Source organism: Streptomyces sp. NPDC111656 (assembly GCF_055656965.1).
Map to the genome: position 1 here is coordinate 331,314 of NZ_JBVKCA010000004.1, position 24,484 is coordinate 355,797.

Annotated in this window: 18 protein-coding genes; 9 read left to right on the forward strand and 9 right to left on the reverse strand. The window is 71.7% G+C overall.

Features of this window, described 5'->3' with window-relative positions:
• Positions 1-5: 5 nt before the first annotated feature.
• The 6 genes from ACZ7M3_RS14865 to pgfA all read right to left on the reverse strand — a co-directional run bounded on the left by ACZ7M3_RS14865 (position 6) and on the right by pgfA (position 9,859).
• Positions 6-776: a class I SAM-dependent methyltransferase gene (locus tag ACZ7M3_RS14865; protein ID WP_472063506.1), complete on the reverse strand. Its 771-nt coding sequence runs from the start codon at positions 774-776 to the stop codon at positions 6-8.
• Positions 773-2,179, reverse strand: coding sequence for a condensation protein (locus ACZ7M3_RS14870; RefSeq protein ID WP_472063508.1), 1,407 nt, complete (start codon positions 2,177-2,179; stop codon positions 773-775). Before ACZ7M3_RS14870 ends, ACZ7M3_RS14865 begins: the two co-directional genes overlap by 4 nt.
• A complete protein-coding gene (locus ACZ7M3_RS14875; RefSeq protein ID WP_472063893.1) occupies positions 2,176-6,696 on the reverse strand; it encodes an alpha-(1->3)-arabinofuranosyltransferase in 4,521 nt (1,506 codons plus the stop codon). Before ACZ7M3_RS14875 ends, ACZ7M3_RS14870 begins: the two co-directional genes overlap by 4 nt.
• Entirely contained in the window at positions 6,693-7,472 is a 780-nt protein-coding gene (locus tag ACZ7M3_RS14880; RefSeq protein WP_472063510.1) for a class I SAM-dependent methyltransferase, read from the reverse strand. Before ACZ7M3_RS14880 ends, ACZ7M3_RS14875 begins: the two co-directional genes overlap by 4 nt.
• A gap of 5 nt (positions 7,473-7,477) precedes the next feature.
• Complete coding sequence (locus tag ACZ7M3_RS14885) at positions 7,478-8,629, reverse strand: glycosyltransferase family 4 protein (protein ID WP_351534547.1); 1,152 nt, start codon at positions 8,627-8,629, stop codon at positions 7,478-7,480.
• Between the two features lie 252 nt (positions 8,630-8,881).
• Positions 8,882-9,859 carry a cell envelope lipid trafficking protein PgfA gene (gene pgfA / locus ACZ7M3_RS14890; RefSeq protein ID WP_472063512.1) on the reverse strand — a complete coding sequence of 326 codons (978 nt, stop codon included), beginning with the start codon at positions 9,857-9,859 and terminating at the stop codon, positions 8,882-8,884.
• 293 nt (positions 9,860-10,152) lie between these two features.
• On the opposite strand from pgfA, the gene ACZ7M3_RS14895 reads away from it, so the two are divergent.
• The 9 genes from ACZ7M3_RS14895 (at position 10,153) to arfA (ending at position 19,351) form a co-directional block, all read left to right on the forward strand.
• Positions 10,153-10,305: a hypothetical protein gene (locus tag ACZ7M3_RS14895; RefSeq protein WP_167552120.1), complete on the forward strand. Its 153-nt coding sequence runs from the start codon at positions 10,153-10,155 to the stop codon at positions 10,303-10,305.
• A gap of 35 nt (positions 10,306-10,340) precedes the next feature.
• A complete protein-coding gene (locus ACZ7M3_RS14900; protein ID WP_067370541.1) occupies positions 10,341-11,585 on the forward strand; it encodes a PucR-like N-terminal domain-containing protein in 1,245 nt (414 codons plus the stop codon).
• A 162-nt stretch (positions 11,586-11,747) separates the two neighbouring features.
• Entirely contained in the window at positions 11,748-12,524 is a 777-nt protein-coding gene (locus ACZ7M3_RS14905) for an IclR family transcriptional regulator (protein WP_075026703.1), read from the forward strand.
• Positions 12,521-13,405 carry an SMP-30/gluconolactonase/LRE family protein gene (locus ACZ7M3_RS14910; protein WP_472063514.1) on the forward strand — a complete coding sequence of 295 codons (885 nt, stop codon included), beginning with the start codon at positions 12,521-12,523 and terminating at the stop codon, positions 13,403-13,405. Before ACZ7M3_RS14905 ends, ACZ7M3_RS14910 begins: the two co-directional genes overlap by 4 nt.
• Positions 13,406-13,572: 167 nt before the next feature.
• On the forward strand, positions 13,573-14,961 hold the full coding sequence (locus tag ACZ7M3_RS14915) for an extracellular solute-binding protein (protein WP_472063516.1): 1,389 nt from the start codon (positions 13,573-13,575) through the stop codon (positions 14,959-14,961).
• Positions 14,958-15,908 (forward strand): carbohydrate ABC transporter permease, encoded by a 951-nt coding sequence (locus ACZ7M3_RS14920; protein WP_472063518.1) that lies wholly within the window; start codon positions 14,958-14,960, stop codon positions 15,906-15,908. The genes ACZ7M3_RS14915 and ACZ7M3_RS14920 overlap by 4 nt, the downstream gene beginning before the upstream one ends.
• Positions 15,905-16,762, forward strand: coding sequence for a carbohydrate ABC transporter permease (locus ACZ7M3_RS14925; protein ID WP_450426369.1), 858 nt, complete (start codon positions 15,905-15,907; stop codon positions 16,760-16,762). The genes ACZ7M3_RS14920 and ACZ7M3_RS14925 overlap by 4 nt, the downstream gene beginning before the upstream one ends.
• A gap of 21 nt (positions 16,763-16,783) precedes the next feature.
• Positions 16,784-17,752 (forward strand): arabinan endo-1,5-alpha-L-arabinosidase, encoded by a 969-nt coding sequence (locus ACZ7M3_RS14930; protein ID WP_472063520.1) that lies wholly within the window; start codon positions 16,784-16,786, stop codon positions 17,750-17,752.
• 93 nt (positions 17,753-17,845) lie between these two features.
• Complete coding sequence (gene arfA / locus ACZ7M3_RS14935) at positions 17,846-19,351, forward strand: arabinosylfuranosidase ArfA (protein WP_472063522.1); 1,506 nt, start codon at positions 17,846-17,848, stop codon at positions 19,349-19,351.
• A gap of 3 nt (positions 19,352-19,354) precedes the next feature.
• Here arfA and ACZ7M3_RS14940 read toward each other — a convergent pair whose 3' ends face one another.
• The 3 genes from ACZ7M3_RS14940 to ACZ7M3_RS14950 form a co-directional block, all read right to left on the reverse strand.
• Positions 19,355-22,348, reverse strand: a complete 2,994-nt coding sequence (locus ACZ7M3_RS14940) for a beta-galactosidase (RefSeq protein WP_472063524.1) — start codon at positions 22,346-22,348, stop codon at positions 19,355-19,357.
• Positions 22,349-22,562: 214 nt separating this feature from the next.
• Complete coding sequence (locus ACZ7M3_RS14945; RefSeq protein WP_472063526.1) at positions 22,563-23,234, reverse strand: DUF4232 domain-containing protein; 672 nt, start codon at positions 23,232-23,234, stop codon at positions 22,563-22,565.
• Between the two features lie 170 nt (positions 23,235-23,404).
• Positions 23,405-24,469 (reverse strand): alpha-hydroxy acid oxidase, encoded by a 1,065-nt coding sequence (locus tag ACZ7M3_RS14950; protein ID WP_472063528.1) that lies wholly within the window; start codon positions 24,467-24,469, stop codon positions 23,405-23,407.
• Positions 24,470-24,484: the final 15 nt, after the last annotated feature.

A 24,484-nucleotide genomic window follows, 5' to 3' on the forward strand; every position in this document is an offset into this window, starting at 1 on the left:
ATGGGCTACGTCCTTCGGGCGTGCAGGAGCAGGATGGAGGAGAGGGTCGGCGCCGCGCAGGCCAGTCGGTCCAGGGGGCGCAGCGGACGCGGTACGCCGTGGAAGGGCGCCCCGCTCAGCCGTACGACCTCGAAGCCCGCCGCGGTCACGAACTCCCGCAGCGCGCGGGCCGTGTAGAGCCGCAGATGGCCCACGACCTCCCGCCCCGGGCGGCCGTGGATCGCGCGCAGGCTCACCTCCGAGAAGACGGGCTGGACACCGGCGAGCAGCAGGGCGCGGTTGTACCAGGCGGCGAGGTTCGGGGTGGAGAGCATCAGGTGGCCGCCGGGGCGCAGGACCCTGCGGATCTCGTCCAGGGCGCTGTCGGGGTCCACGAGGTGCTCGATCACCTCGCTGAACAGGACGGCGTCGGCCGAGGCGTCGGCGAACGGCAGCCCGCCGTCGGTGAGTTCGCCGCGGATCGCGTACGGCAGCCGGGCGTGGGCGCGTCTGAGGGCGTCCTGCGACCAGTCGACGCCGACGAGTCGGTGTCCGGCGAGCAGGGGTGCGGCGGTCGCGGCGGCGGTGCCGTCGCCGCAGCCGATGTCCAGCACGGTCCGTGCGCCGGCCGTGGCGGGGCCGAGCGCGGCGGCCAGTATCCGGGCCTGGCGGAGGCTGCGGGGGGTGCCGGAGGCGACGGGGACGCTCGGATCCTCGTAGAAGTCGCGAAGTCCCCGGCGGGCGGCGGCCGTTGTCGATCCGGCGGAAGGGGTGGGGGTCGAGGTCGTGGGTGTCATCGGCTGCGGTCCTCCTCCGTCGCGTGCAGATAGTGCTCGAAGAGGTCGCGGAGGTGGGCGCCGTCGCCGTGGCTGAGCAGGGTGCGCGACCAGCGCAGGGCGACGTGCAGACGGCCCGCGGTGGACGCCGTGGTGACGGTCAGGCCGCGGGGCGTCCGGGCGGGCGCCGAGAACCACACCGCGTGCGCGCGGCCCGCCTCCGCGCCGAAGTCCAGCGCGTACGGGATGCGGCCGATGTTGCTCAGGAGCGTGGTCGACGTCCAGGGGCCGGCCGCGCGGCGCAGGCCCCGGGTGAGGGCGGCGCGCCAGGCGACCGGGACCACGGGGGCGGTCAGGAGGGCGGCGCCGTGGCCGAGTTGGGGCCGGGGCAGCGACTTGAGCGCGCGGGTGCGTTCCGCCGTACGGCGCAGCAGCTCGCCCATCCGTCCGGCGTCCAACTCCTCGACGGTGAAGGGGACTTCGACGAGTCGTGTCCCGTTGCCGATGGGCATGTCCGTGCCGCGGGGGCGGTCGTCGACCGGCATCGTGATGCGCAGGGGGCGCGGGCGGGCGCCGTGTTCCCTGTTCCAGTGCGTGATCATCAGGGCGGTGGCCGCCATGAGCTGGTCGTTCACGGTGTACGGGGAGCCCTTGGGGCGGTGCGGGACGCCGAGTTCGGTGACGAGGAGGCCGTTTCCGGGCGAGGGCTCCGGGGTGCCGTGGGCCACGCGGGCGGGCGGGGTCCAGGTGGACGGGGTGTCGACCTGCACGGCCTTCGCCTCCACCTCGGGCGGCCGTACGGGGGGTGCGGTCGGGGAGTTGTCCTTGCCTCCGTACAGCTCCGCGGCGGTGGCGAGGACGCGGAGGCAGGCGGGGCCGTCGAGGGCGGTGTGGTTGACGGTGAGGAAGAGGACGGTGCCCTTGGGGCGGGGCCCGGTGCGGGTACGGGGCGCGGCGCCTCGACGCGGCGCCGTGCCCACCGCGTCCGTCGCCTCGCTGCCGACGGGCGGGCCCGCGCCGTCGACCACCTCCAGTCGGATGGGCGGCGAGGCGGTCAGCGGCGGGGCGGTCAGCAGGGCGCGGGTCCGTGCGTGCTGGAGGGCGCCCGGGCCCGGTGGCGGGAAGGAGACGACCTCCAGGTCCGGATCGGGGGTGAGTTCCCACTCGTAGCGGCGGCGGTACCAGGGGCCCGCGGCCTCGCGCATCAGGATGCGGGGGTGACGGTGCAGGGCCTCGGTGAACGCCGCGGTGAGGCGGGCGGGGTCCAGCCGGCCGGGGAGGTGGACCTCGATGTGGACGGTCTCGGGTTCCTCCTCCTGGAGACAGTGCCGGGAGACCTCGTCCACGACGGGGAACGGCACGCGGGCGGGGCGCCGGGACGGTCCGTCGGTACCGTCCCGTGCCGGGTGCTCCAGCGCGGTCATCGGGGTTCGCCCCTTCCCGTGTCGTCGTCCGCCGGGTTCCCCGCCTTGCGGAAGGCGATCCGTGCGGTGGGCGGATCGACCTCGTGTGCGACCGCCTCGCCCGCACCCGTGTCACCCGCGCCCGCCTCGCGCGGGGCGGAGCCCGGGCCGCGTGCGGAGATGGTCGGGCTGGAGGCACGGTCGGGCCCGGGGGCCGGTGCGGGGTGCTCGGCTCCGGTCGGCCCGGACGACCCGGGTGCGCCGCCCGGCGCCTCCTCGGCCGATCCGGCCCCCGTGTCCGGTGCGGCCCCGGGGCCGCCGTTCTCGCCGCGGCGTCGTCGGGGGAGTGGTGTCGTCGGGGCCTGGGAGCCCGGGGGCGGGCCGAGCGGGGGGACCGGGCGGGAGCCCCGGGGTGCCGCGCCGGGCGGCTCCTGGACGCTCACCAACGCGGCGAACAACCCGATCAGGGCCAGCAACTGCGCCGCGGGCCCGAACGCGCCCTCGCTCGCGCCCGGTGGCGACCCGGCTCCCGTGGCGGCCGCGATCCCCGCCCCGGTGAGCGCGAGGAACGCGATCGGTACGAGGAGCGCGTGCCGTTTCCAGGCGAGCAGCGCCAGCGCGGGGACCAGCAGCGCGAACGGTCCCGCGATGACCACGCCCACCAGGGTGAGCGCCACCGTGCCGAGCCAGAGCCCGGCGTCCGGCGCCGTCGGCTGCGGCTCGTCGGGGCCCGCCTCGCGGCGGCGCCACAACGCGAGGCCCGCGAGAGCCGCCACGCCGACCCCGCCGCCGATCAGCCCGGCCTCGTACGTCGTCGAGGGCTCGTACGACAACGTGACCGTGCCGCCCGCGCCGGCCGGGATCCGCCAGCCCTGCTGCCAGCCGTCGAGCCGCAGGGGCGTCAGTTTCTTGCCGCCCAGCGTGGCCTGCCAGCCGTCGTTGTAGTTCTCGTACGTCGTGAGGTACGAGGCGGCGCCGGAGCCGACCTTGACCTCGCGGCGGTCGCCCAGCCAGTCCACGATCCGCAGTTCGCGCCCGGCACCGGCGACGGCATCGACGGTCCCCCGGGTCAGGGTGACGTCCGTGACCGCGAGGGGCCCGGCGTCGCCCGCCTCGACCCGGTGTGAGCCGGACCCGAGGTCCAACGCGGGGTTCGAGGAGCCCTCCTGGCACAGCGTCAGCTGGACCGGCCGCCGTTCGGTGAGATCCCCCACCGTCCCCTTCGCGCTCGTCGCGTACAGCTTCCCGTCGACCGCGAGCGTGGGCCCCTTCCCGCAGGGGAGCGAGAACTCCTGTGTCTCCACGGCCTGTGTGGTGCGGTACTCGGCGAGGTCCGGGAGATACAACTCCGTCAGCCCGACCGGCAGTTGCAGATCGGCGCCCGCGACCGGGTTGTGGAGCGTCAGGGGCGCGGTCTCGGTGACGGTGATGTCGAGGTGGTTCGTGGTGATCGGGTCGAAGCGGGCCCAGCCGTTCTCGTCGACGCCGGCCACGGTGTCCCCGTCCGGGGAGCGGATCTCGATCTTCGTCGGGCGGGTGGAGAGGCCGCCGGCCGCGGCCAGGACCATGGACGAGACGGGCTTCTTGTCGGGCCAGCTCAGATGGATCGTCGGCCTGTCCCCGGCGATCCAGGCCGTGGTCAGGTTGCCGTCCGTGAGATTGCGCGCGTCGAGGCCGGGGCCGAGGTCCGTCGTGGAGTCGGCCGTCGCGACGATGCGGTTCGGCTGCCTGGGCGAGACGTCGTACAGCAGCTTGTCGAGTGCGTCGCCGGTGATGGCGACGGCGCTCGCGTTCACCTCGTACGATCCCGCCGTCGAGGTGGAGAAGGTGCGGTGCAGGCCCGCCTCCGTGCCCGTGGGGGCGAGGCCGGTGGGGTCGGCGGTGCGGTGCAGGGAGACGATCTCGGCGGAGGCGTCCGAGCCGGCGGCGTCGGTCGGGAGCTTCAGCAGGCGGGTGACCTGGACGTCCGGGAGGGCGATCTCGGAGAAGCCCGCGCCGGTCAGGCCGGCGCGCTGCGCCGTGGAGCCGACGATCGTCAGCTTCATCCAACTCGTCGACCCGGCGGGCGCCTTGACGGACTGGGTCATGCCGTTGGGTTCGAGATAGCTGGTGGCGGAGCCCTTCTCCGTCTCCACCCGGACCCGGGTCGCCGCGGACCGCATGCCGTCCTGCGGCAGCGGGGTGACCTTGAAGGACTTCGGCATGTCCAGGGACCCCTCGAAGCTGATCCGCAGCCACTGCCCGTTCGCGGAACCGGACGCGCCCTCCGCCCACGCGGTGTCGGGATTGCCGTCGAAGGCGTTCACGGGGTCGTACTGGGGGAGATGGAACAGCCAGTTGCCGGTGGAGGACGCGGTCACCGAGCGGGCGCCGCGCAGCTCGGCCACCGTCTGGTGCTGGATGCCCTTGGTCGGCAGGATCTGGTGCGGCTTCTTGCCGGCGTCCTGGGCGCTGCCGCTGTCGTTGCGCTGGTCGGGCGTGTACGTGTACGAGGTGTTGGAGTCGACCAGGCCGAAGCGGGTGTCGGCGCGCCGCAGTCCGTCGCCGACCACCTGGACCGCGGCGGTGCCGAGGCCGGGATGGTTGTCGCCGGTCAGGACGGCGGGGCGGCCGCGCATCGAGGGGTCGGCGGCCAGCGGCAGCAGCGCCTCGGGGCCGCCGGAGACGACGGCGGTGTCCGCGATGGCGCTCAGCCCGGCCTGCCCGGGGCGCGGTGCGCCGTTGCCCGCCGGTTCGTAGATCTCGACGGCGCGCTCGCGCGGGTAGAGGCCCTCGACCTGGAGCGGGGCGTGGTGGGCGATCCGGCCGCCGGTCATGACCGGTCCGAAGCCGGTGACCCGCTCGTAGCCCGACTGTTCCAGGGTCCGCTTCACGGTCTGGGTCGGGACGTAACCGACCTGGTCGGGGTCGAGGTCGTTGCGGACGACGACGTAGTAGAGCCCGGCGCGGCTCAGGTAGTCGCCGAGGCCGGGGACGTCACCGCCGGTCATGAGAGCCTGCTCGACGGCGTCCATGGCGCGCCGGTTGCCGGGGGTGCCGAAGGGGACGTAGTCCCGCTCGGCCCAGCGGGAGTCGGCGAGCACGTCGAGGGGCTCGTCGATGGGGGAGCCCCAGGTGTAGAGGCCGTGCGCGGTGGCGGGGACGACGAGGGCACGGGAGTCGGGGGAGTACTTCTTCAGCCAGTCGGCGGTGGTCTGCCAGTACTTGGGGAGCTGCTGGAAGGAACCCGGGTTGAGGATCGACCCGTTGAGGTACGGCCAGGCGAGGCCGGGCAGGATCAGCACGGCCGCGACGAGGGGCGCGTAGCGGCGGCCGTGTACGGGACGGGCGCCACGCGGCTCGGCGGCGACCCCGACGAGATGCGCGAGGCCGAACACCAGCGCCAGTGCGAGGCCCGTCTGGAACTTGTAGATGTTGCGGAAGGGGACCAGCCAGCCGTTCAGCCAGTCCTGGACGACGCCGTGGAAGGGCGCGCCGAACGCGCCGCCGTACCCCGCGAGGGTGAGGAGCGCGACCGACAGCACGGTCAGCACCAGCCAGCGGCGCTCGGGCATGTCACGTCTGGCGAGCCCGGCGAGACCCAGCCCCGCCGCGAGCGCCGAGCAGACGATCACGATCACGGAGGCGGCGACGGTCCAGCCGGCCGGCAGCCAGGCCTCGCCGAAGTGGAGGTACGCGACCCAGTTCCCGGCGCCGCGCAGGGACTCCGTGGCCGACATGGTGGCGGTCGTGGTCCCCGAGGTCTCCACGTACGGGAGGAAGTTCTCGCCGTAGATGCCGAGCATCAGCAGCGGGATCACCCACCAGGCCGTCGCGAGGATCACGCCCGGTACCCACCAGGCGATCAGTCTGCGCTGTCGGGGTCCACGTGGACGGGACAGCAGATACAGCCCGACGGGGAGCAGCGAGGCGAGGGTGGCCGCCGCGTTCACGCCGCCCATGAAGGGGACGAGGAGTGCCGAGCGGAGGGCGGCGACGCGGGCGCTGTAGCGCTCGTCGGTGAGGGGGAGCAGGACCCAGGGGAGGAGGGCGCCGGGGAGCGCGGCGGCGGAGGTCGAGCCGACGACGATCGTGAAGACCGGCCAGAGCGCGTACGCGACGGCGGCGAGCAGCCGGGAGGAACCGTTCCCGATCCGCAGCCGTTCGGCCAGCCGCAGGGCGCCCCAGAAGGCGACGGACACGACGATCGACAGCCACAGCCGTTCCGCCAGCCACACCGGGAGGTGGATCAGCTTGCACAGGCCGTAGAACGGCAGCATCGGCCAGACGTACCCCACGTACTGGTCCTGGATGCCGCCGAAGCCGCCCCGGTCGTGCCACAACTGGCCCAGGTCGGACAGGAACTGCCACGGGTCGAGCGCGACACCGAGCTTGGTGTCGAACGTCATGCGTCCGGGGTGCACGGCCAGGAGCAGCACGAACACCACGGCCCAGAACCCCAGCAGCCAGCGCCTGGACCGTGGCCCGTGCGGGGGGCCGGACGTGGTCGAGACGGGGCGGACGGCCGCCGGGGGAGGAGCCTGGACCGTGGTCGTCATGGTGGACACCGCCGGAGGATGAGGAGGAGGTTCCAGGTGGCGAACTCCCGCAGCCCCGGCGCCCTGGTGACGGCGGAGGCGAGGAGGGGCCAGTAGCGGGAGCGCGCCGAGACGACCGTGACGTCGTCGCGGGCGCGCACCTGCCGCAGGGTGGGGCCGATGTGCACGGCGAAGAGGTTCTCGCCGAGGGTGTGCTTGGCGGGCTTTCCCGTACGGCGGTGATAGCGGGCGCGCGCCCGCTCCGCGCCGAGGTAGTGCCAGGGCGCCCACTCGTGACCGCCCCACGGGGAGAGCCAGTTGGTGAACGAGACGTAGATCAGCCCGTCGGGCCGGGTGACGCGGACCAGTTCGCTCAGGAACGTCTGCGGGTCGGCCACGTGCTCGAGGACGTTGGAGGAGAAGGTGACGTCGGCGACCCCGTCCGCGAGCGGCAGCAGATACCCGTCCGCGACGACCGCCGAGCCGTCGGGCTTCGCCCCCAACTCCCGTACGTCCGGCTCGAAGAGATACGCCTGCGCCCCGCGTCGCCGGAACTCCGCGGTGAAGTACCCGCCGCCGCCCCCGACGTCCACGACGGTGCGTCCCTCGACACCGCCGTACGCCTCGACCTGGTCGGCGGCGTCACGGGCCAGTAGCGAGTAGCAGCCCTCGGGATCGTCCTGCTCCCGCATAAAGGCCCGGAACAGCGCGAACGAACGCCGGAAGGAGGGGTCCTTCCAGGCGCGGGGTGCGTTTTTGGTAGGGGCTCGGCGGGGTATTTCGGGGTCGCCGTCCATGGGCGTCACCTCCGCCAGGAGGTGGCCGCCTCCGTGGCCACCGCCCTGAACTGGCGCACCGTGTTGTTCCAGCGGTATTGGGCCGCGCGGTCGCGGGCGGACTTGCCCATGAGGGTGCGGCGGTGGGTGGACAGGGCGAGGGTGCACCAGGCCGCCGCGAAGGAGGACTCACCGCGCGCCAGCACCCCCGTCTCGCCGTCGACCACGGAGTCGCGCAGCCCGGGCACGTCGAAGGCGATCGCCGGGGTCTCGCGCGCCGCCGCCTCCGTGACCACCAGCCCCCAGCCCTCCACGGCGGAGGGATGCAGCAGCAGCCACGCGGCGCACAGCAGCCGGTGCTTCTCGGCCTCCGAGACCCGGCCGGCGAACTCCACACCGGGGCCTGCCAGGTGGTGGAGTCTCTCCCGCTCGGGACCGTCGCCGACGATCACCAGCCGGCCGCCGGTGACCGGGCGGACCCGTTCCCACAGCCGCAGCAGCAGATCGATCCGCTTGTACTCGACCAGCCGTCCCATCGCCACGAACAGCGGCTCCGGCGAGCGCTCGGCGCGTGGGCCCGGCTCCTCGACCCCGTTGTGCACGACCCGGATGCGCTCCCGCTGCACCCCGATCGCGCGCAGCGCGTGGGCCGTCGACGGCGAGACGGCGACCAGCAGATTGCCGCGCTGCGCGCCCGCCAGTGCCCAGTGTTCGAGTCTTCGGCCGATCCGGGCGGCGGGCGCCAGCGGTCCGCCGAACCGCATCCGCCACAGGTCCGTGTGGACGTGGTTGACCAGGCACAGGGTGGGGCCGTGGTGCCAGAGCGGCGCCAGGTACGGCATGCCGTTGCAGACCTCGACCAGCAGGTCGCAGCCGCCGACCTGACGGTGGAAGGCGGAGCGGGCGCGCAGGAAGTGGCCCAGGTCGCCGCCCGCCGAGACGACCCGGTAGTCGTGGTAGGCCGCGGGCCCGCCGCACACCAGGGTGACCTGGTGGCCGAGCGAGGTCAGTCCCTCGGCGAGCCGGTCGACGAGGATCTCGGATCCGCCCGCGGACCGGTTTCCCAGGTCTCGGTGGGCGAGGAAGACGATGCGGCGCGGCGGTGGGGGAAGCGCCGGGAGGGACTGCGCGTCGCGCGGGACCGCGGCGCGCAGCGGGGAGGGCACGTGCTGGGGCATGGGTGCTCCAACTCGTCTCAGGGTGCGGAACTCAGCGTGGGGGGTGGGGCGTAGGGAGGGTCGGTCTCTTCGGGGGTGAATTCGCCGATCTGATGGGGGTGAATCTGCCTATCTGTGGGGGATGCGGGTACCGGCGGTAGCGGGAGTGTGGGCGGGCTGTGCTCGGGTGGGGGTGGACAGTTTTCGCCCGGCGCCGGGAAGCTGCTACTCACCGAGGTGACAAATTCCGGGCTTTGTGTAGCTGACTGACCATCACATCGTGAGTGCTGAAGGGGAGTTACCGGGCGAACCGGGATCCCGTCGCCCTCGTACCACCAAAACACCCCCGACGGCGGCGAGGACGAACCCGAGCACACCGGCACCTATCGGCAACGTCTGCCCCAGCAGACGCAGTTGACCGCTCTCCTTCTTCGCCTGCTTCACCTGGTCCTTCTGGGTGGCCGCGGTGAAGGCCAGCTTGTCGGCGTCCAGGAGCAGCGTCGAGTCGTACGTGGAACCCGGGGCGCGCAACGTCCTGCGCGGCCCGACCTGGGCGTAGAGCACCCGACCGGTGCGCTGGTCGACGACCAGCTCGATGCCGTGATTGGAGTACCACTCCTCGGCCAGCACCTGGGGGCGACCGGGCTGGTCGACGATGCTGCCGGGCACCAGCCGGGTGCCGATCTTCGTCGGGGGGACCGTGCCGGTGAAGCGGTAACCCGTGTAGCCCTGGATCTTCTTGGTGCCCCGGTAGGCCAGCGTGATGGGTGCGCCGAGGGAGTTGTCCCACCAGCGGTACGCGTGTTTCTGCACGTCGAAGGGGAACTTGAGGTAGGCGTCGCCCTCGAAGCGCGGGCTCTCCTGGCAGCAGTGCACCGGCTGGTTGGTCTTCCGGTCGGTGACCCAGCGGTTCGGGAAGAACTCCAGCGCGTCGTACGGGTCGGCCGCGGGCAGCGACTTGTCCGTGTCGACCGTCGTCGTCACGTCCCAGACGGCGCGCCCACTGTGCTCACTGTCGGCGACATCGCCTCTGACCTGCTGGGTGATGGTGATCCGCTTGTCGAACAGGGTCTGGATCTGGGCGGTGTCGAAATAGGCGCCCGTGCCGGTGTAGACGGCGGTCGTGTCGATGTCGACGGGGTTCACGGCGGCCCGCGGTTCCACGTACCACGCGAGCATCGGGGCCAGTACGAGCAGAAACGTGCCGAGGCCGAGCAGGGCCAGTGCGAAGGGTGAGGGTTTCCGGCGCATCCGGGCACTCCAGGGGCGTGAGGAGGCTCGACGCACGAGTGATCACGGCTCACGGCTGGTCACGGCCGGTCACGGGTGATGCGGGTGATACGGGTGGAACGCGGTGATACGGGTGCGTCGACACCAGGAGGGAAAGTGCACGTGCGGTATGGGCCGGGAACCGTACGGGCACCCTTGACGGAGTGTCAATGCATTGTCGAGACTGAGGACTTGCCGGACGGGGCCGGCGTGGCGGGCTGCGCGGATCACGGAAACGGGTGGGGACGACCTCCGACAGAGAGGCTCACCCTGCGATGTCCAGACTGTTGGCCGCCGTACTCACCGTCGCTGCCGCCGCCGCGCTCGCCGTGGGTGCCGCACTCGGCATCGTCGCGCTGCTCGACGCGACCCCCGATCAGCCGAACACCCCCCTGATCACGTACGAACATGCCGACCAGGAGCACTGACCGTGCCGCGGGGCGCGCCGGAGGCGGACCGGAAGGTGCAGGCCGGCCACGGGACCGTCGCCATACGCTCGGCCTGGCATGACGTTCCCCGTGCCCAGGTGCGGCAGTTCGCGGCGATCGCCCTCGCCGAGGCGCCGGATCTCGCCGAGGAGATCCTCCGGGAGATCCGCCGCGAGTACCCGAACCTGCCCCTCGTCCTCGACGACTCCGGCGAGCCGATGGCCCTCGTCGGCATCCGCCGGGCCATCGAGGTCTTCGTGCAGCACCTGGAGACGGCGGAGGGCAGACCCCGCGTCCACCCCGAGGTCTTCCAGGAGTTCGGCCGCGGCGAGGGGCTGCACGGCCGCAGCCTCGACTCACTGCAGGCGATCTACCGGCTGGGCGTCCGCCTCGCCTGGCGCCGGTTCGCGGAGATCGGGCAGCGGGTCGAGATCCCGCCACCGGCGATGTACGAGCTCGTCGACGCGGGATACGAGTACCTGGACGGTCTGGTGGACCAGTCCGTACGGGGTTACGCCGAGGCCGCGGCCCGGCAGGCGGGGGAGCGCCTCCGTCTCCAGCGGCGCCTGATGGAGCTGCTGCTCGCCGAGCACCACCACCGGGGCGACCCCGCCGAGGCGCTCGTCGAGCGGGCCGCGCGGATCGGCTGGCCACTGCCGGACAAGGTCGCCGTCGGGGTGCTGCTGCGGCCGGCGCGGGAGGCCGTGGCGCCCGCCGTCGGGCAGGGGGTGCTGCTCGACATGGAGTACGAGCAGCCGCGGATGGTGGTGCCCGAGCCGGACGCCGCCGGGCGGCCGGAGCTGCTGCACCGGGCGCTGACCGGGTGGTCCGGGGCGATCGGGCCGCCGGTGCCGCTGGCCGACGCGGCGAAGTCGCTGCGCTGGGCGGATGCGGCGGTACGGCTGATGGAGCGGCGGCTGCTGCCCGGCGGGGAGGTGCTGCACTGCACCGAGCACACCGAGGCCCTGGTGCTCCTCCAGCCCGAGGAGCTGATCGACGATCTCGCCCTGCGCTGCCTGGCGCCGCTCGCGCACTGCGGGCCGACGCACGGGCGACGTCTCGCGGAGACGTTGCTGGCGTGGCTGGAGACACGCGGAGGCGCGCCGGAGGTGGCCGCGCGGCTCGGTGTCCACCCCCAGACCGTCCGCTACCGCCTCCGCCAGATCAGGGAGCTGTGGGGTGACGAGATCGACGATCCGGACCGGCGGTTCGAGCTGGAGCTGGTACTCCGCGCGCAGCGTCTCCGGGGTGAGCTGGGTGATCCCCACCCCCGCCGCTGACCTCCCGTCGCGCGCGGCCGACTCCGCCTGCGCGCCAGTGCCCCTGTGACCCCCTGCACCTCACCGTTACCCACCCATTGCCCGCGCAAGAGCACTATGAGTAGCCTGTGTTCGTCATGCCGATCGGCTGTTGAAATTTCGAACATAGGGAGGGGGCCGGTTGTGGGACGCCTCGTACCTGCCGTGACCCGAGCTCTCGACATACTCGAGCTCTTCCTCGACGGGGACGGGACGCTCTCCGCCCCCGACATCGTGCGCAAGCTCCAGCTTCCCCGGACGACGGTGCACGAGCTGGTCACCACGCTCGCCGCCCGCTCGTACATCGTGCAGGTTCCCGGCCAGCCGGGACGCTACCGCCTCGGTGTGCGCCCGTACCAGCTCGGGAGCAGGTACGCCGAGCAGCTGGACCTCGCCGCCGAGGGCCAGCAGGTCGCCCGGTCCGTCGCCGAGACCTGTGACGAGACCGTCCACGTGGCGATCCTGGAGGGCACGGACGTCATCTACATCGCGAAGGTCGACTCCACGCACGCCGTGCGCATGGTGTCCGCGGCGGGCCGGCGCCTGCCCGCCCACTGCACCTCCGTCGGCAAGATGCTGCTCGCCTCGCTCCCCGACGTCGAGCTGACCTCCCGTATCCCGGACAACGCGGATCTGGTCGCGATGACGCCCAACAGCATCACCGAGCCGGGCGCCCTGCGCGAGGCCCTCGCCGAGATCCGCCGCCGCGGCGTCGCCGTGGAGAGCCGCGAGTCGAACCCGGACGTCAGCTGCGTCGCCGCCCCGGTGCGCGACCGTACGGGCCAGGTCGTCGCCGCGCTCTCCATCTCCGTACCGATGATCCGCTGGAGCGACGAGCGCCGCGTGGAGCTGGAGCAGCTCGCCGCGAAGGGCGCCGTCGAGCTGTCCGAGCGGCTCGGCCACCGGAGCGTGGTGGGATGACCGGGACGACCGGCGGCACGGGCAGCACGGCCTTCGACGTCGCGATCCGCGCCGAGGCGGCCCTCGGTGAGGGCCCGACCTGGGATCCGGACGCGCAGCGGCTCATCTGGGTGGACATCCTCGGTTCCCGGGTCCACACCTACGACCCCGTCTCCGGGCGCCGCACGGTCATGGTCACCGAGCAGCACGTGGGCGCCGCCAAGCCCCGCGCGGGCGGCGGCCTGGTCGTCAGTCTCCGGGACGGCGTGGCGACGTACGGTGGCGCCGAGGGCTTTCGGTGGCTGCACCGCGACCCCGTCCACGGCCGCCGCGCGAACGACGCCGCGGTCGCCCCGGACGGCTCGCTGTTCTTCGGCACCATGCGCTACGACGAGGCCCCGGGCGGTGGCACCCTGTCCCGGATCACCGCGGACGGCACGGTCACCCCGCTCCTCGGCGACGTCGCCGTCAGCAACGGAACGGGCTGGAGCCCGGACGGCCGGCTGCTGTACTACATCGACTCCCCGACCCGCCGCATCGACGTCTTCGACGTAGGTGACGTGAGTGACGGCCAACCACCCCTCAACAGACGACCGTTGGCCGTGATCGAAGAGGGCGCGGGGTGGCCCGACGGGCTCACCGTCGACGCCGAGGGCTGTGTGTGGGTGGCCCTCTGGGACGGCGGAGCGGTCCGCCGCTACACACCCGACGGCGAGCTCGACCGGGTCGTGGAACTTCCCGTTCCCCGCCCCACCGCCTGCGCCTTCGGCGGCGCGGACCTGACCGACCTGTACGTCACCACGGCGCGTACGGGCCTGGAGGCGCCGCATCCGCTCTCCGGCTCGGTGCTCGTCGTCCCCGGCGCCGGGAAGGGCCTGCCGCAGCCGCCGTTCGCCGGCTGACAGTTTTTCCTTCGTAGGTCCCCCTCCGGTCGTCGAGCACCGGACGGGGACCTTCGATTTTTGTGCAAACCATTGACGAGAAAGCGCTTCCTATCTACGGTCCCGTTCGAAGTTACGAGCGATCACCGAAATCTCGAACAGTGAATCTCGAACAGTGAGGGCAGGGCATGGGACGACCTGACCTGAACGACGGGTATCCGAACCGTGGGAACCTGAACCGCAGGAACGTTTTGGCCGCGCTCGGCGGCCTGACCGTCGCCGGCAGCCTCGGCTTCGCCGCGCTCGGCACCGGCGCGGACGCGCTCGCCTCCAGCGCGCGCACCCGGGTCCGTTACTGGAACCTCTTCCAGGGCGGCGACGGCACCAACCAGGTCGCGATGGTGGACGCCTTCCGCAAGGGGCATCCGGACATCGCGGTCAAGGACTCCACCCTGACCTGGGGCGGCCCCTACTACACCAAGCTCGCCATGGCCGCGGCCGGCAACCGCGCACCGGACCTCGCCGTCATGCACCAGGGCCGCGTCCCCGGGTTCGCGCCCGGCCGCCTCCTGGACCCCTGGGACATCGACCTTCTGGCCAAGTACGGCGTGCGGGAGGCCGACTTCAACCCCGTGCTGTGGAAGCGCGGCATCGTCGGCGGCAAGCTCTACGCCCTGCCCCTCGACATCCACGTCCAGCTCTGCTTCTACCGCAAGGACGTCTGCAAGAAGGCCGGGCTGCTCGACGCCGACGGCCGGCTGCCGGCCGCCGGCTCCACCGACGAGTGGTTCGCCCTCCTCAAGGCGGCCAAGAAGCAGCTGAAGAACGGGCAGCAGACCCTCGGTCTGCACGCCAACGACCAGAACTTCGCCTGGTGGTTCTTCGTCGCCTTCTACCAGCAGCTCGGCGGCGGCTACTTCAACGACGACCAGACCGACGTCACCTTCGACACCGACAAGGCCACCGAGGTCCTGGAGTTCTTCCGCAAGCACGTGACCGACGGCTACGTCACCGTCGGCGAGGCCGACGGCGAGGCGTTCCTCGCCGGGTCACCGTTCACCTGGGAGGGCAACTGGTCGGTGCCGTACTTCAACGGGGAGAAGCTCGACTTCGGCGCCCAGCCGCTGCCTCCGGTGTTCGGGAAACCGGCCACCCACGCCGAGTCGCACTCCTTCATCCTGCCCCACCAGTCCGGCCGCGGCGGCGCCGCCGACGAGGGCGCCTACCGGCTCGCCGCCTACATGGTCACCCACGCCACCACCTGGGCCATCGGCGGCCATGTCCCCGCCTACCTGCCCACCTTCAAGGATCCCGCCTACCTCAAGCTCAGCCCGCAGAACGAGTACTCCGGGCCCGCCATGGAGCATCCGGCCACCGAACCGCACATCTGGTTCGCCGGCTCCACCGGCGTCCTCGCACAACGCGTCGGCCCGGTCGTCGCCTCCTCCAACCTCGGCTCCGCGAAGCCGGCCGCGGCGGCCCGCCGTATGAAGTCCGTCCTGGAGCAACTGCTCGCCATGAAGAACCCCATGGACGGCAGGACGGCCGCCCAGGAGCTGAAGGGAGCAGGCGCATGAGCAGCGCCACGAGCACGGTCGCCGCCACCACCCTGCGTCCTCGCGCGACCGCCGCCGCCGACTCCGCCCGCGTGCGCTGGGGCCGTCGCTTCCAGCACGGCGGCTGGTTCGTCGCCCCGTTCTTCGTCCTGTACGGGCTCTTCGTGCTGCTGCCGGTCGTCCGCGGCCTCTACCTCAGTTTCACCGACGCCAACATCTCCGGCGACCACACCGACTTCGTCGGCCTCGACAACTACCGCGAGGCCCTCAAGGACGACCTGGTGTGGAACTCGCTGTGGCACAGCGTTCAGTTCACCCTGTACGTCGTCCCGTGCATCGTCGTCGTGGCGCTGCTGATGGCGCTGATCGCCCACCACACCGTGCACTTCAAGTGGCTGTGGCGGCTGTGCTTCTTCGCGCCGTTCCTGCTGCCCTCGGCCGTCATCGGCAACCTGTGGTGGTGGCTGTTCCAGCCCACCAACGGCATGGTCAACCACGTCCTCGGCCTCACCACCCCCTGGCTCACCCAGAAGTCCACGGCCCTGCTCGCCGTCGTCGTCGCGACCCTGTGGTGGACGGTCGGATTCTCCTTCCTGCTCTTCCTCGCCGCCCTCCAGAACATCCCCCAACACCTCTACGAGGCGGCCGAGCTGGACGGCGCGAACGCCTTCCGGCGCATGCTCCACATCACCGTGCCGAACCTGCGCAACATCACCGGCCTCGTCATCGCGCTGCAGATCCTGGCCTCGCTCCAGGTCTTCGACCAGGCGGTGGTCATGTACCAGTTCGGCCCGGGGCCGGAGGAATCGACCCGCACCTTCGTCCAGTACACCCTCGAACAGGGCTTCACCAGCTACCGCGTGGGCTACGCCTCCGCGATCTCCTTCGTCCTGTTCCTCATCATCGCGGCCGTCGCCCTCGGGCGGATGTGGCTGCTCCGCAGCCGAGAGGAGGGCATCTCCCGATGACCACGCCGTCACCCACCCTCCGTAAACCCCGCAGCACCTGGACGCCCGCGCAGATCGCCCTGACGGTCGTCGCCCTCGCCCTGTCCGTGATCTGGATGGCGCCGCTGGTGTGGGCCCTGTCCACGTCGCTCAAGACCCCGGCCGAGTCGGTGGCCTCGCCGCACTGGATCCCCGAGGACCTCACCCTCGACTCCTGGCGAAAGGTCTTCGAGGCCGGCAACATCCCCAACTGGTTCGTGAACTCGCTGGTCGTGTCGGTCTGCGTCACCTTCATCGTGCTGCTGGTCGCCTCCCTCGCCGGATACGGATTCGCCCGCACCGAGTTCCGCGGCAAGTCCGTCCTGATGGCCGTGACGATGGCGGGCCTGATGTTCTCCCCGGCGATCCTCGGCGTCCCGCTCTTCACCACCGTGCAGTCGCTCGGCATGGTCGACACCTACTGGGGCATGATCCTGCCGCAGTGCGCCCCCGCCGCGATGGTCTACATCCTCTACAAGTTCTTCCAGTCGCTGCCCCGCGAGCTGGAGGAGGCGGCGTTCATCGACGGCGCGGGCCGCTGGCGGATCTTCTTCACCCTCGTCCTACCGCTCTCGAAGCCCTCGCTGTCGGCCGTCGGGATCTTCACCTTCATCGCCTCGTGGAACAACTTCCTGTGGCCGTACATGGTGACCAACAACCCCGACCTGATGACCATGCCGAACGGCATCGCCACCGTGCAGAACGCCTTCGGCATCGTCTGGCCGCAGCTCATGGCGGGCGGCCTGATCGCGGGACTCCCGCTGATCGTCGTGTTCGTCTTCTTCCAGAGCCAGATCGTGCGGGGTGTCGCCCACACGGGTCTGGCCGGCCAGTAACAGCCCAGAGGAGAGTGTGAGTTGAAGCGCTTCAGACTCGCCGTACTGCTCGCCGCGGCCACCATCGCCCTGCTCCCGGCCACCGCGTCGGCCGACGTCACCTACCCCGACCCCCTCCCCCTCACCGGCCAGCAGATCATCCACGACCCCACGGTCACCCACCTCAGGAACGGCCGCTACGTCGCCTACTCCACCGGCGGCGTCCTCGGCGCCCGCCTCTCCACCGACCTCCACCACTGGGACGACGCGGGCAACGCCTTCACCACGCACCCGAGTTGGTGGTACGACTACAGCTCCACCGCCGACCCCTGGGCCCCCGACCTCTCCTACCGAGACGGCCGGTACTGGCTCTACTACGCCGTCTCCTCCTGGGGCACCAACCACTCGGCGATCGGCGTGGCCACGTCGAAGACGGGCATGCCCGGCACCTGGACCGACCACGGCCCTGCCTTCACCTCCCAGACCACCGATGCCTGGAACGCCATCGACCCGGCGGTGATCCGGGCCGACGGCAAGCTGTGGATGGCGTTCGGCTCGTACTGGACGGGCATCCGCATGGTCGAACTGGACCCGAGCACCGGCAAGGCGAGCGCAGACACACCCGTGGAGCACCTGGCCACCCGCCCGGACGCCCCGTACGCGGTCGAGGGCCCGTACATCGTCAAACACGGCCGCTACTACTACCTCTTCGCCTCCTACGACGCCTGCTGCGCGGGCGTGAACTCCACCTACAAGATCCGGGTGGGCAGGTCGACGAAGGTGACCGGCCCCTACGTGGACAGCACGGGCAAGCCGCTGCTGGAGGGCGGCGGCGACCTGCTCCTGGCCGGACACGGCAGGTACATCGGCACCGGAGGCGAGTCGGTCTTCCACGACCGAGGCCAGGACTGGCTGGCGTACCACTACTACGACGCCGATGACTCGGGCACGCCCAAGCTGGGGCTGAACACCCTGAACTGGAAAGCAAACGGCTGGCCAAGTTTGCGCTAGGGGCGCGGGGCTGTACCAATATGCGGCTCCGCCGCGTGGGCGCGCCCAGCCCCACCAAACCCGCAGACAAAACTGAACCCCCGGAAGGAAGAAATGCGTACCGCCCGCTTCGCCCTGGACCCCGCCTTCACCATCGGCGAGGTCAACCCCCGCCTCTTCGGCTCCTTCGTCGAACACCTCGGCCGCTGCGTCTACACCGGCATCTACGAACCCGACCACCCCTCCGCCGACGCCGAAGGCCTCCGCACCGACGTACTGGATCTGGTCCGCGAACTGGGCGTCACCACCATCCGCTACCCCGGCGGCAACTTCGTCTCCGCCTACAACTGGGAGGACGGCGTGGGCCCCGCGGAGGAACGGCCCCGCCGCCTCGACCTCGCCTGGCGCTCCACCGAGACCAACCGCTTCGGCCTGTCCGAGTACATCGCCTTCCTGAGGAAGATCGGCCCCCAGGCCGAGCCGATGATGGCGATCAACCTCGGCACGCGCGGGGTCGCCGAGGCCCTGGAGCTCCAGGAGTACGCCAACCACCCCGGCGGGACGGCCCGTTCGGACCTGCGGGTGGCGCACGGCGACAAGGAGCCGTTCGGCATCGGCCTGTGGTGTCTGGGCAACGAGATGGACGGACCCTGGCAGACCGGCCACAAGACGGCGGAGGAGTACGGCCGACTCGCCGCCGAGACCGCCCGCGCGATGCGCCAGATCGAGCCGGACCTCGAACTCGTCGCGTGCGGATCGTCGGGGCAGAACATGGAGACGTTCGCCGCGTGGGAGGCGACCGTGCTGGCCCAGACGTACGACCTCGTCGACTACATCTCCCTGCACGCCTACTACGAGGAGACCGAAGGCGACCGCGACTCCTTCCTCGCCTCCGCCGTCGACACCGAGTCCTTCATCGAGAACGTGGTGGCGACCTGCGACCACGTAGGCGCCCGGCTGAAGTCGAAGAAGAAGATCAACCTCTCCTTCGACGAGTGGAACGTCTGGTACCAGAGCCGGCCGAACCCGCATCCGGTCGAGGACTGGCAGGAGGCCCCGCGCATCCTGGAGGACGTCTACAGCGTCACGGACGCCGTCGTCTTCGGCTCCCTGCTGATCGCGCTGCTGCGACACGCGGACCGGGTGACCGTCGCCTGTCTCGCCCAGCTCGTCAACGTCATCGCGCCGATCATGACGGAGCCGGGCGGCGCGGCCTGGCGGCAGACGACGTTCTTCCCGTTCGCGCAGGCGGCGAAGTACGGACGCGGGGAGGTCCTCGACGTCCGCGCGGTGTCGCCGACGTACGAGACGAAGAAGTACGGGGAGGTCGACCTGCTGCACGCCACCGCCGTGCGCGCCGAGGACGGCTCGGTCACCGTCTTCGCGGTCAACCGCAGCCAGACCGAACCGCTGCCGCTCGAAGTCACCCTGAACCGGCTTGGGTTGACGACGGTCGTCGAGCACAGCGCGGTCGCCGACGCGGACCCCGACGCCCGCAACACCCTTCAGGACCGGGAACGGGTCGCCCCGCACCCCGTCGAGGGCACCACCCTCCAGGACGACGGCACCCTGACCGCCGTCCTGGAACCGCTGTCCTGGAACGTGATCCGGCTCGGCTAGGTCCTAGCGGGCGTGCGCGCGGCCGGGGGAGTCCACCGGTGTCACCGGTACCCCTCCGGCTGCGCTGCCCATCAGCGTCAGCCTCACCTCGCCGGGACCGGCCGGGGTGGTGCCGTCGGACAGTACGGCGAGGGCCAGGGTGTTGGCGCCCCGGGTGCGCAGGACGCCGCCCGGCAGGACGAAGGTGTGCTGGGGGCCGACGTCGTTGATGTACTGGCCCATGTTCCAGCCGTTCAGGAAGATCTGGACGCGGTAGGCGCGGGCCGGGTCGTCGGTGAGGGTGAGCCCGATCGAGGCGTCCACGCCCGGATCGATCGCGAGCCGGAACCCGGTGCGGTACCAGGCGACCCCCTGCCCACGTTCCGCCCGCGGGAAGTCCACGACCTTCCAGCCGCCGTCGGCGAACTCCGGCAGATGCCAGCCCTGCCGTTCCCCGTACAGCCCGCCGTGGTTGAGCGGCCCCCGCACGGGGTCGGGCGCCGCCCCGCCCTGGATCCGCCAGGTGACGGCCGGGCTCGCCCCCGCGAACGTCACCGCCGTGAGACCCCGTGCGGCCTTGTGCGTGTCCTTCGCCGCGCCGTCCATGTCGTGCTGCATCCGGCGGACGAGGACGGAGAGGACGTGCGGTCCGTTCGTGTACCGCGCGGGGAAGGTGGCCGTGGCGGACCACGTGCCCTTCCGCACCGTCGACTTGTCCGGCACCGGCATCCGGTGCGTGCCGAGCGGCTTCCCGTCCAGCCACGCCATCAGCAGCCCCTGTGTGCCCGTGACGTACGAGAGGGACACCGACCCGGCGGCGCCCACGGCCCCCGCTTCCTCGAAGCGCCCCCGGTACCAGACGTCTCCGTAGTGGAAGCCGTAGTCGTCGGCGAAGAGGACGGGCTGCCCGGCCGGTACGGGGGTGGTGCTGTACGAGGAGGTCCTGTCCGCGACCTTCCAGGTGGAGTCGTCGAACTCGGGGTCCGATTCGGGGTTCTCCGTGCGGAAGCGCCAGTTGCCCAGCGCGGGAAGGGGGACGGCCGCGACCCCCGGCAGCCGCTGCTCGGCCCGCAGACTCCCGGAGGTGGTCGCCCGTGCCTTCAACGTGCCCCGGTTCCATACCACTTCACTCATCCCGCGCGGTCCCCACACCTCCAGGTCGGCCTCCTCGACGGTGTCCCCGGTGAGATGGACGGTCGAGTCGCGCAGGGCGGCGGTGCGCAGGAGCGCCGGGCCGTGTACGAGCACGGGCCCCGACGGGGTGTCGTAGCGCCACAGTCGTACGGACGTCTCGTCGTCGGCGAGCAGCAGGAGGAGGGGAGCGTCCGTGCCGCCGCCCTCCACCAACACCCTTGTCAGGCCGTCGAGTTCGGCGTCGACGCGCAGCGCGCCGGACGCGTACGCGTGGTGGGCCTTCCCCTCCAGCACGGTGACCGTGGGCTCGCTCGCGCACTCGACGGCCGTCCGCGTCGCCTCCCCCTTGCGCCCCGTGAACACGGCGATGTCCTGCCGTCCGGCGGTGAGCCACAGCATCGGCTGGGCGCTGGAGTATCTCAGCGTCCGCCGCCCGAGCGCGAGACCGGTGGCGAGCAGCCGGGCGTCGAGGCCGGGGACCGGCACCGGTAGCGGAACGTTCACTCCGGCGAGGGGGACGGCGGCGAGGACGTCGTCGGCCCGGTCGTTGCGCAGGATGTGGAAGTGCGCCTCGGTGTCCGGGTTGACCAGGTGGTACGCCGTGATCCCGGCGTCCGCCCCCGACGCGCCGCCCCTCGCGCCGACCCGGACGTCGGCCGCCCGGTCCAGCTTGGCGAGGTCGGGCACGGAGTGCAGGAGCTGCCCGAGCTGGTGCATCGGGACCAGCTTGGGGGTGGGTCTGCGGGCCTCGTCGAGGGCGGCGCCGTAGTCGTACGAGGTGTAGACGACCGGCGCGGGCAGCCAGCCCCAGGAGGTCCCCCCGAACGTCATGTAGACGTTGTGGACCTTGATGCCGTTGGCGAGGTTGGTGAGGTAGAAACGCCGCTCGTACGCCGCGTCGCGCGTCCGCGCCGACTCCGCGTACCCCTTCCCGTCGAACTCCACCCCGCCCCACGGATCGAACCAGCCGCCCCCGAACTCGGCCAGCAGCCCCGGGGTTTCGGGACTCGCCGTCGAGCCGCCCTTCGTACCGCCGATGCCGAAGTAGCCCCAGTCGGGCGGCGGCGCGACGGGCGAGGGATAGCCGTCGAAGCCGTACAGATAGCGGCCGCTCTCGCCGCCCGTGTCGAACGTTCCCGGTGCCCAGTACCCGTTGCGCCCCTTGTCGTTGTGGAAGAGCGGCACGTCGATGCCGTCGGCGCGGACCTTGGCGTAGAGGTGGGCCATGTAGTCGCGTCCGCGGGGGCTGGTGATGTGGTTCGCGTACTCGTTCTCCAGCTGGTAGAGGACGATCGTGCCGCCGCCGTGGGTGTAGAGGTGCCGGGCCGCGATCCGGTTCACGGCGGTCAGCCACTCGTCGACGTACGACAGATAGGTCGGGTCGGAGGTGCGGGCGGTGCCTCGGGTGGCGGTCAGCCAGCCGGGGAAGCCGCCCGCGTCGACCTCGGCGTTGATGTACGGGCCGGGCCGCAGGATCACGTACAGGCCGGTCTCGGCGGCCGTGCGCAGGAACAGGTCGAGGTCGCGGACGCCGGTGAAGTCGTACTGTCCGGGCGCGGGGGAGTGGTAGTTCCAGGAGACGTAGACGCTGATGGTGTTGTAGCCGTGGGCGCGCAGCTTCTCCAGGACGTCCCGCCAGAGGGAGGGGCTCGGCAGCCGGAAGGGGTGGACCTCGCCGGACCACAGGACGACCCGCCTGCCGTCGACCAGCATCGAGTACTTGTCGAAGCCCACGGTGTGGCGGCTGCCGTCGGCGCCGGGCGGCTCCGGTGCCGGACCGGTGGGGGCGGTCGCGCGGGCGAAGGCGCCGTCGCTCCCGCTGAGCGTGAGGCCGAGCGCGGTGGTACCGGCGAGTGCGCTGAAGGTACGTCTGCTCAACACCATGCGGGGCCTTTCGGGGACAACGGTGGGGGTCCCCCCTGTTCGAGCGGAGCCGAGAACTTGGGGGAGGGTGCGGCCATTGTCCACAGCGGTGCGTCTCCCCATGGCGGTATGAGGGGCCCGGCGCGGGCGGATTACGCGGTACGGCCGGTACGGGCGGCATCGGCTCCATCGACACGAGCGAGTTCCTGATGCCGCCGCGCGGGGCCGGGTGGGGTCAGGAGGGCTTGGCCGCCGAGAGGGCGGTGACCGTCACCTTGTCGTCGCACTCGGCGATGACACCGTCCGTCAGCGCGACCTGGTGCGCCCCGGCGCCCGGGACACCCACCACCAGCGTCGGGTAGCTCGCGGGCGTGGCCGCGGACTTGCAGTAGCCGTCGGCCTCGCCCTGGACCTGCACGAACGTCAGCTTTGTCCACGCCTTCCCGCCCGCGGCGATCTTCACCGTGGACGCGCCCCCGGTCGTGGTCACCTTGAGCGGACGGTTCTTCTCGGGGGAACCGTTGCCCGCCCCCGCCACGGTCGGATACCCCTGGACGGTGCACGCCTTGCCGGACACGTTGGTGAACTCGACGATCGCCGCGCCGGTCCCGGTACCGTCCGGCCGCACCGCGGCCTGGTACATGGACGCCTTGAGATCCGGCAGACCGCAGGCCTTCGCACCGGTGGGCGGCGTCGCGGTGTGCGTCGGGGAGCCGGATGTGGCGGATGCGGCGGGGGAAGCGGAGCCGGAGGTGGAAGTGGACGCCGCCGGCTTGACCGGAGCGCCCGACGGCGAAGAGCCCGCCCCCGCCGGGCTCCCGCCCGGCTGACACGCGGTCATGAGCAGGGTGGCCGCCGACGCGGTCACCATGGCCGTCGCGACTCTGCGGATACCGATGCCGTACATGAAGTCCCCCGAAGTGGTTCAGGCGCCGGTCTCTCACCGACACTCGTCGCTTCAGAGCGCGTCATCGGCTTCCGGGGTTCACCTGGCGGGCTGTCTGTGACATGACGGTGACACAGCAGGCCGCACTGCGCATTTCGGGACAGCTCGACCGCCGACGCCCGCACGTTCGATCAATCGAGCAGCGGTCGGGGAGCCGCCCACAGGAGGTCGCGGGTCAGTTCGAGCACGCTCGGTGTGCCGGTCAGGCTCATCGCCTCGACGAGTTCGTCGGTGAGGTCGTCGATCAGGCGGGTCACACCGGCGGCGCCGCGGACGGTCAGCGCCCACAGGACGGGACGGCCGATGAACACCGCGCGGGCACCGAGGGCGAGGGCGGCGAGGATGTGGGTGCCGCGGCGCAGCCCGCCGTCGGCGTAGACCTCGGCGCCGGTGCCCGCCACCGCGTCGACGACCTCCGGCAGGGCCCAGGCGGTGGGCACCAGCCCGTCCAGTTGCCGCCCGCCGTGGTTGGAGACGATGAGGCCGGACGCCCCCGCGGCCACCAGTTCCCGGGCGTCGTCGCCGCGCAGCACGCCCTTGACGACGATGGGAAGGCCGCGGGCCCGTTCCCGCAGCCAGCCGATGACGTCGAGGGTCAGATCGGGTGCGCGCTCGGCCGCCTCGGGCGAGGGAATCCCGGTGACGTTGCCGTACAGGTCGTCCGGTCCGATGAAGTCGTCGACCTGGGTGCCACGTTTGCCCCGCGCCCCGTTGACCGGCGTGTCGGCGGTCAGCACGACCGCCCGCGCCCCGGCGGCGAGGGCCCGCTCCAGCGTCTCGATGGTCAGTACGGGGTCCCGGGCCACGTACACCTGCACCCACCACGGCGCCCGGCTCGGCACCAGGTCCGCGAACGGCACCGCGGTGTTCGAGGTCACCGCCAGCAGTGATCCCGCCGCCGCGACGCCCCGCGCGGTGGCGGCCTCCCCGTCCGGGTGGGCCTTGCGCTGCAGGGTGCTGGGCGCGACGAGTATGGGCGTACGAACGGGCGTGCCGAGTACGGTCGTGGAGGCGTCGCACGTCGAGACGTCCCGCAACAGCCGTGCCCGGAAGCGGAACTGGTCCCAGGCCGAGGTCGCCTCCGCGACGCTCATGCCGCGACCTGCGCCGCGCCGGAAGTACGCGTAGACGTCCTCCGGCAGCACCTCGGCGGCCCGTTCCTGAAGACCGTCCATCCAGCGATCGATGTCTGTCACCTGACATCCCTTCGT

Excerpts from the sequence above, each read along its gene's own strand:
- ACZ7M3_RS14865 (WP_472063506.1), bottom strand. The coding sequence starts at position 776 with ATGACACCCACGACCTCGACCCCCACCCCTTCCGCCGGATCGACAACG.
- ACZ7M3_RS14870 (WP_472063508.1), bottom strand. The coding sequence starts at position 2,179 with ATGACCGCGCTGGAGCACCCGGCACGGGACGGTACCGACGGACCGTCC.
- ACZ7M3_RS14875 (WP_472063893.1), bottom strand. The coding sequence starts at position 6,696 with ATGACGACCACGGTCCAGGCTCCTCCCCCGGCGGCCGTCCGCCCCGTC.
- ACZ7M3_RS14880 (WP_472063510.1), bottom strand. The coding sequence starts at position 7,472 with ATGGACGGCGACCCCGAAATACCCCGCCGAGCCCCTACCAAAAACGCA.
- ACZ7M3_RS14885 (WP_351534547.1), bottom strand. The coding sequence starts at position 8,629 with ATGCCCCAGCACGTGCCCTCCCCGCTGCGCGCCGCGGTCCCGCGCGAC.
- pgfA (WP_472063512.1), bottom strand. The coding sequence starts at position 9,859 with ATGCGCCGGAAACCCTCACCCTTCGCACTGGCCCTGCTCGGCCTCGGC.
- ACZ7M3_RS14895 (WP_167552120.1), top strand. The coding sequence starts at position 10,153 with ATGTCCAGACTGTTGGCCGCCGTACTCACCGTCGCTGCCGCCGCCGCG.
- ACZ7M3_RS14910 (WP_472063514.1), top strand. The coding sequence starts at position 12,521 with ATGACCGGGACGACCGGCGGCACGGGCAGCACGGCCTTCGACGTCGCG.
- ACZ7M3_RS14915 (WP_472063516.1), top strand. The coding sequence starts at position 13,573 with ATGGGACGACCTGACCTGAACGACGGGTATCCGAACCGTGGGAACCTG.
- ACZ7M3_RS14920 (WP_472063518.1), top strand. The coding sequence starts at position 14,958 with ATGAGCAGCGCCACGAGCACGGTCGCCGCCACCACCCTGCGTCCTCGC.
- ACZ7M3_RS14925 (WP_450426369.1), top strand. The coding sequence starts at position 15,905 with ATGACCACGCCGTCACCCACCCTCCGTAAACCCCGCAGCACCTGGACG.
- arfA (WP_472063522.1), top strand. The coding sequence starts at position 17,846 with ATGCGTACCGCCCGCTTCGCCCTGGACCCCGCCTTCACCATCGGCGAG.
- ACZ7M3_RS14940 (WP_472063524.1), bottom strand. The coding sequence starts at position 22,348 with ATGGTGTTGAGCAGACGTACCTTCAGCGCACTCGCCGGTACCACCGCG.
- ACZ7M3_RS14945 (WP_472063526.1), bottom strand. The coding sequence starts at position 23,234 with ATGTACGGCATCGGTATCCGCAGAGTCGCGACGGCCATGGTGACCGCG.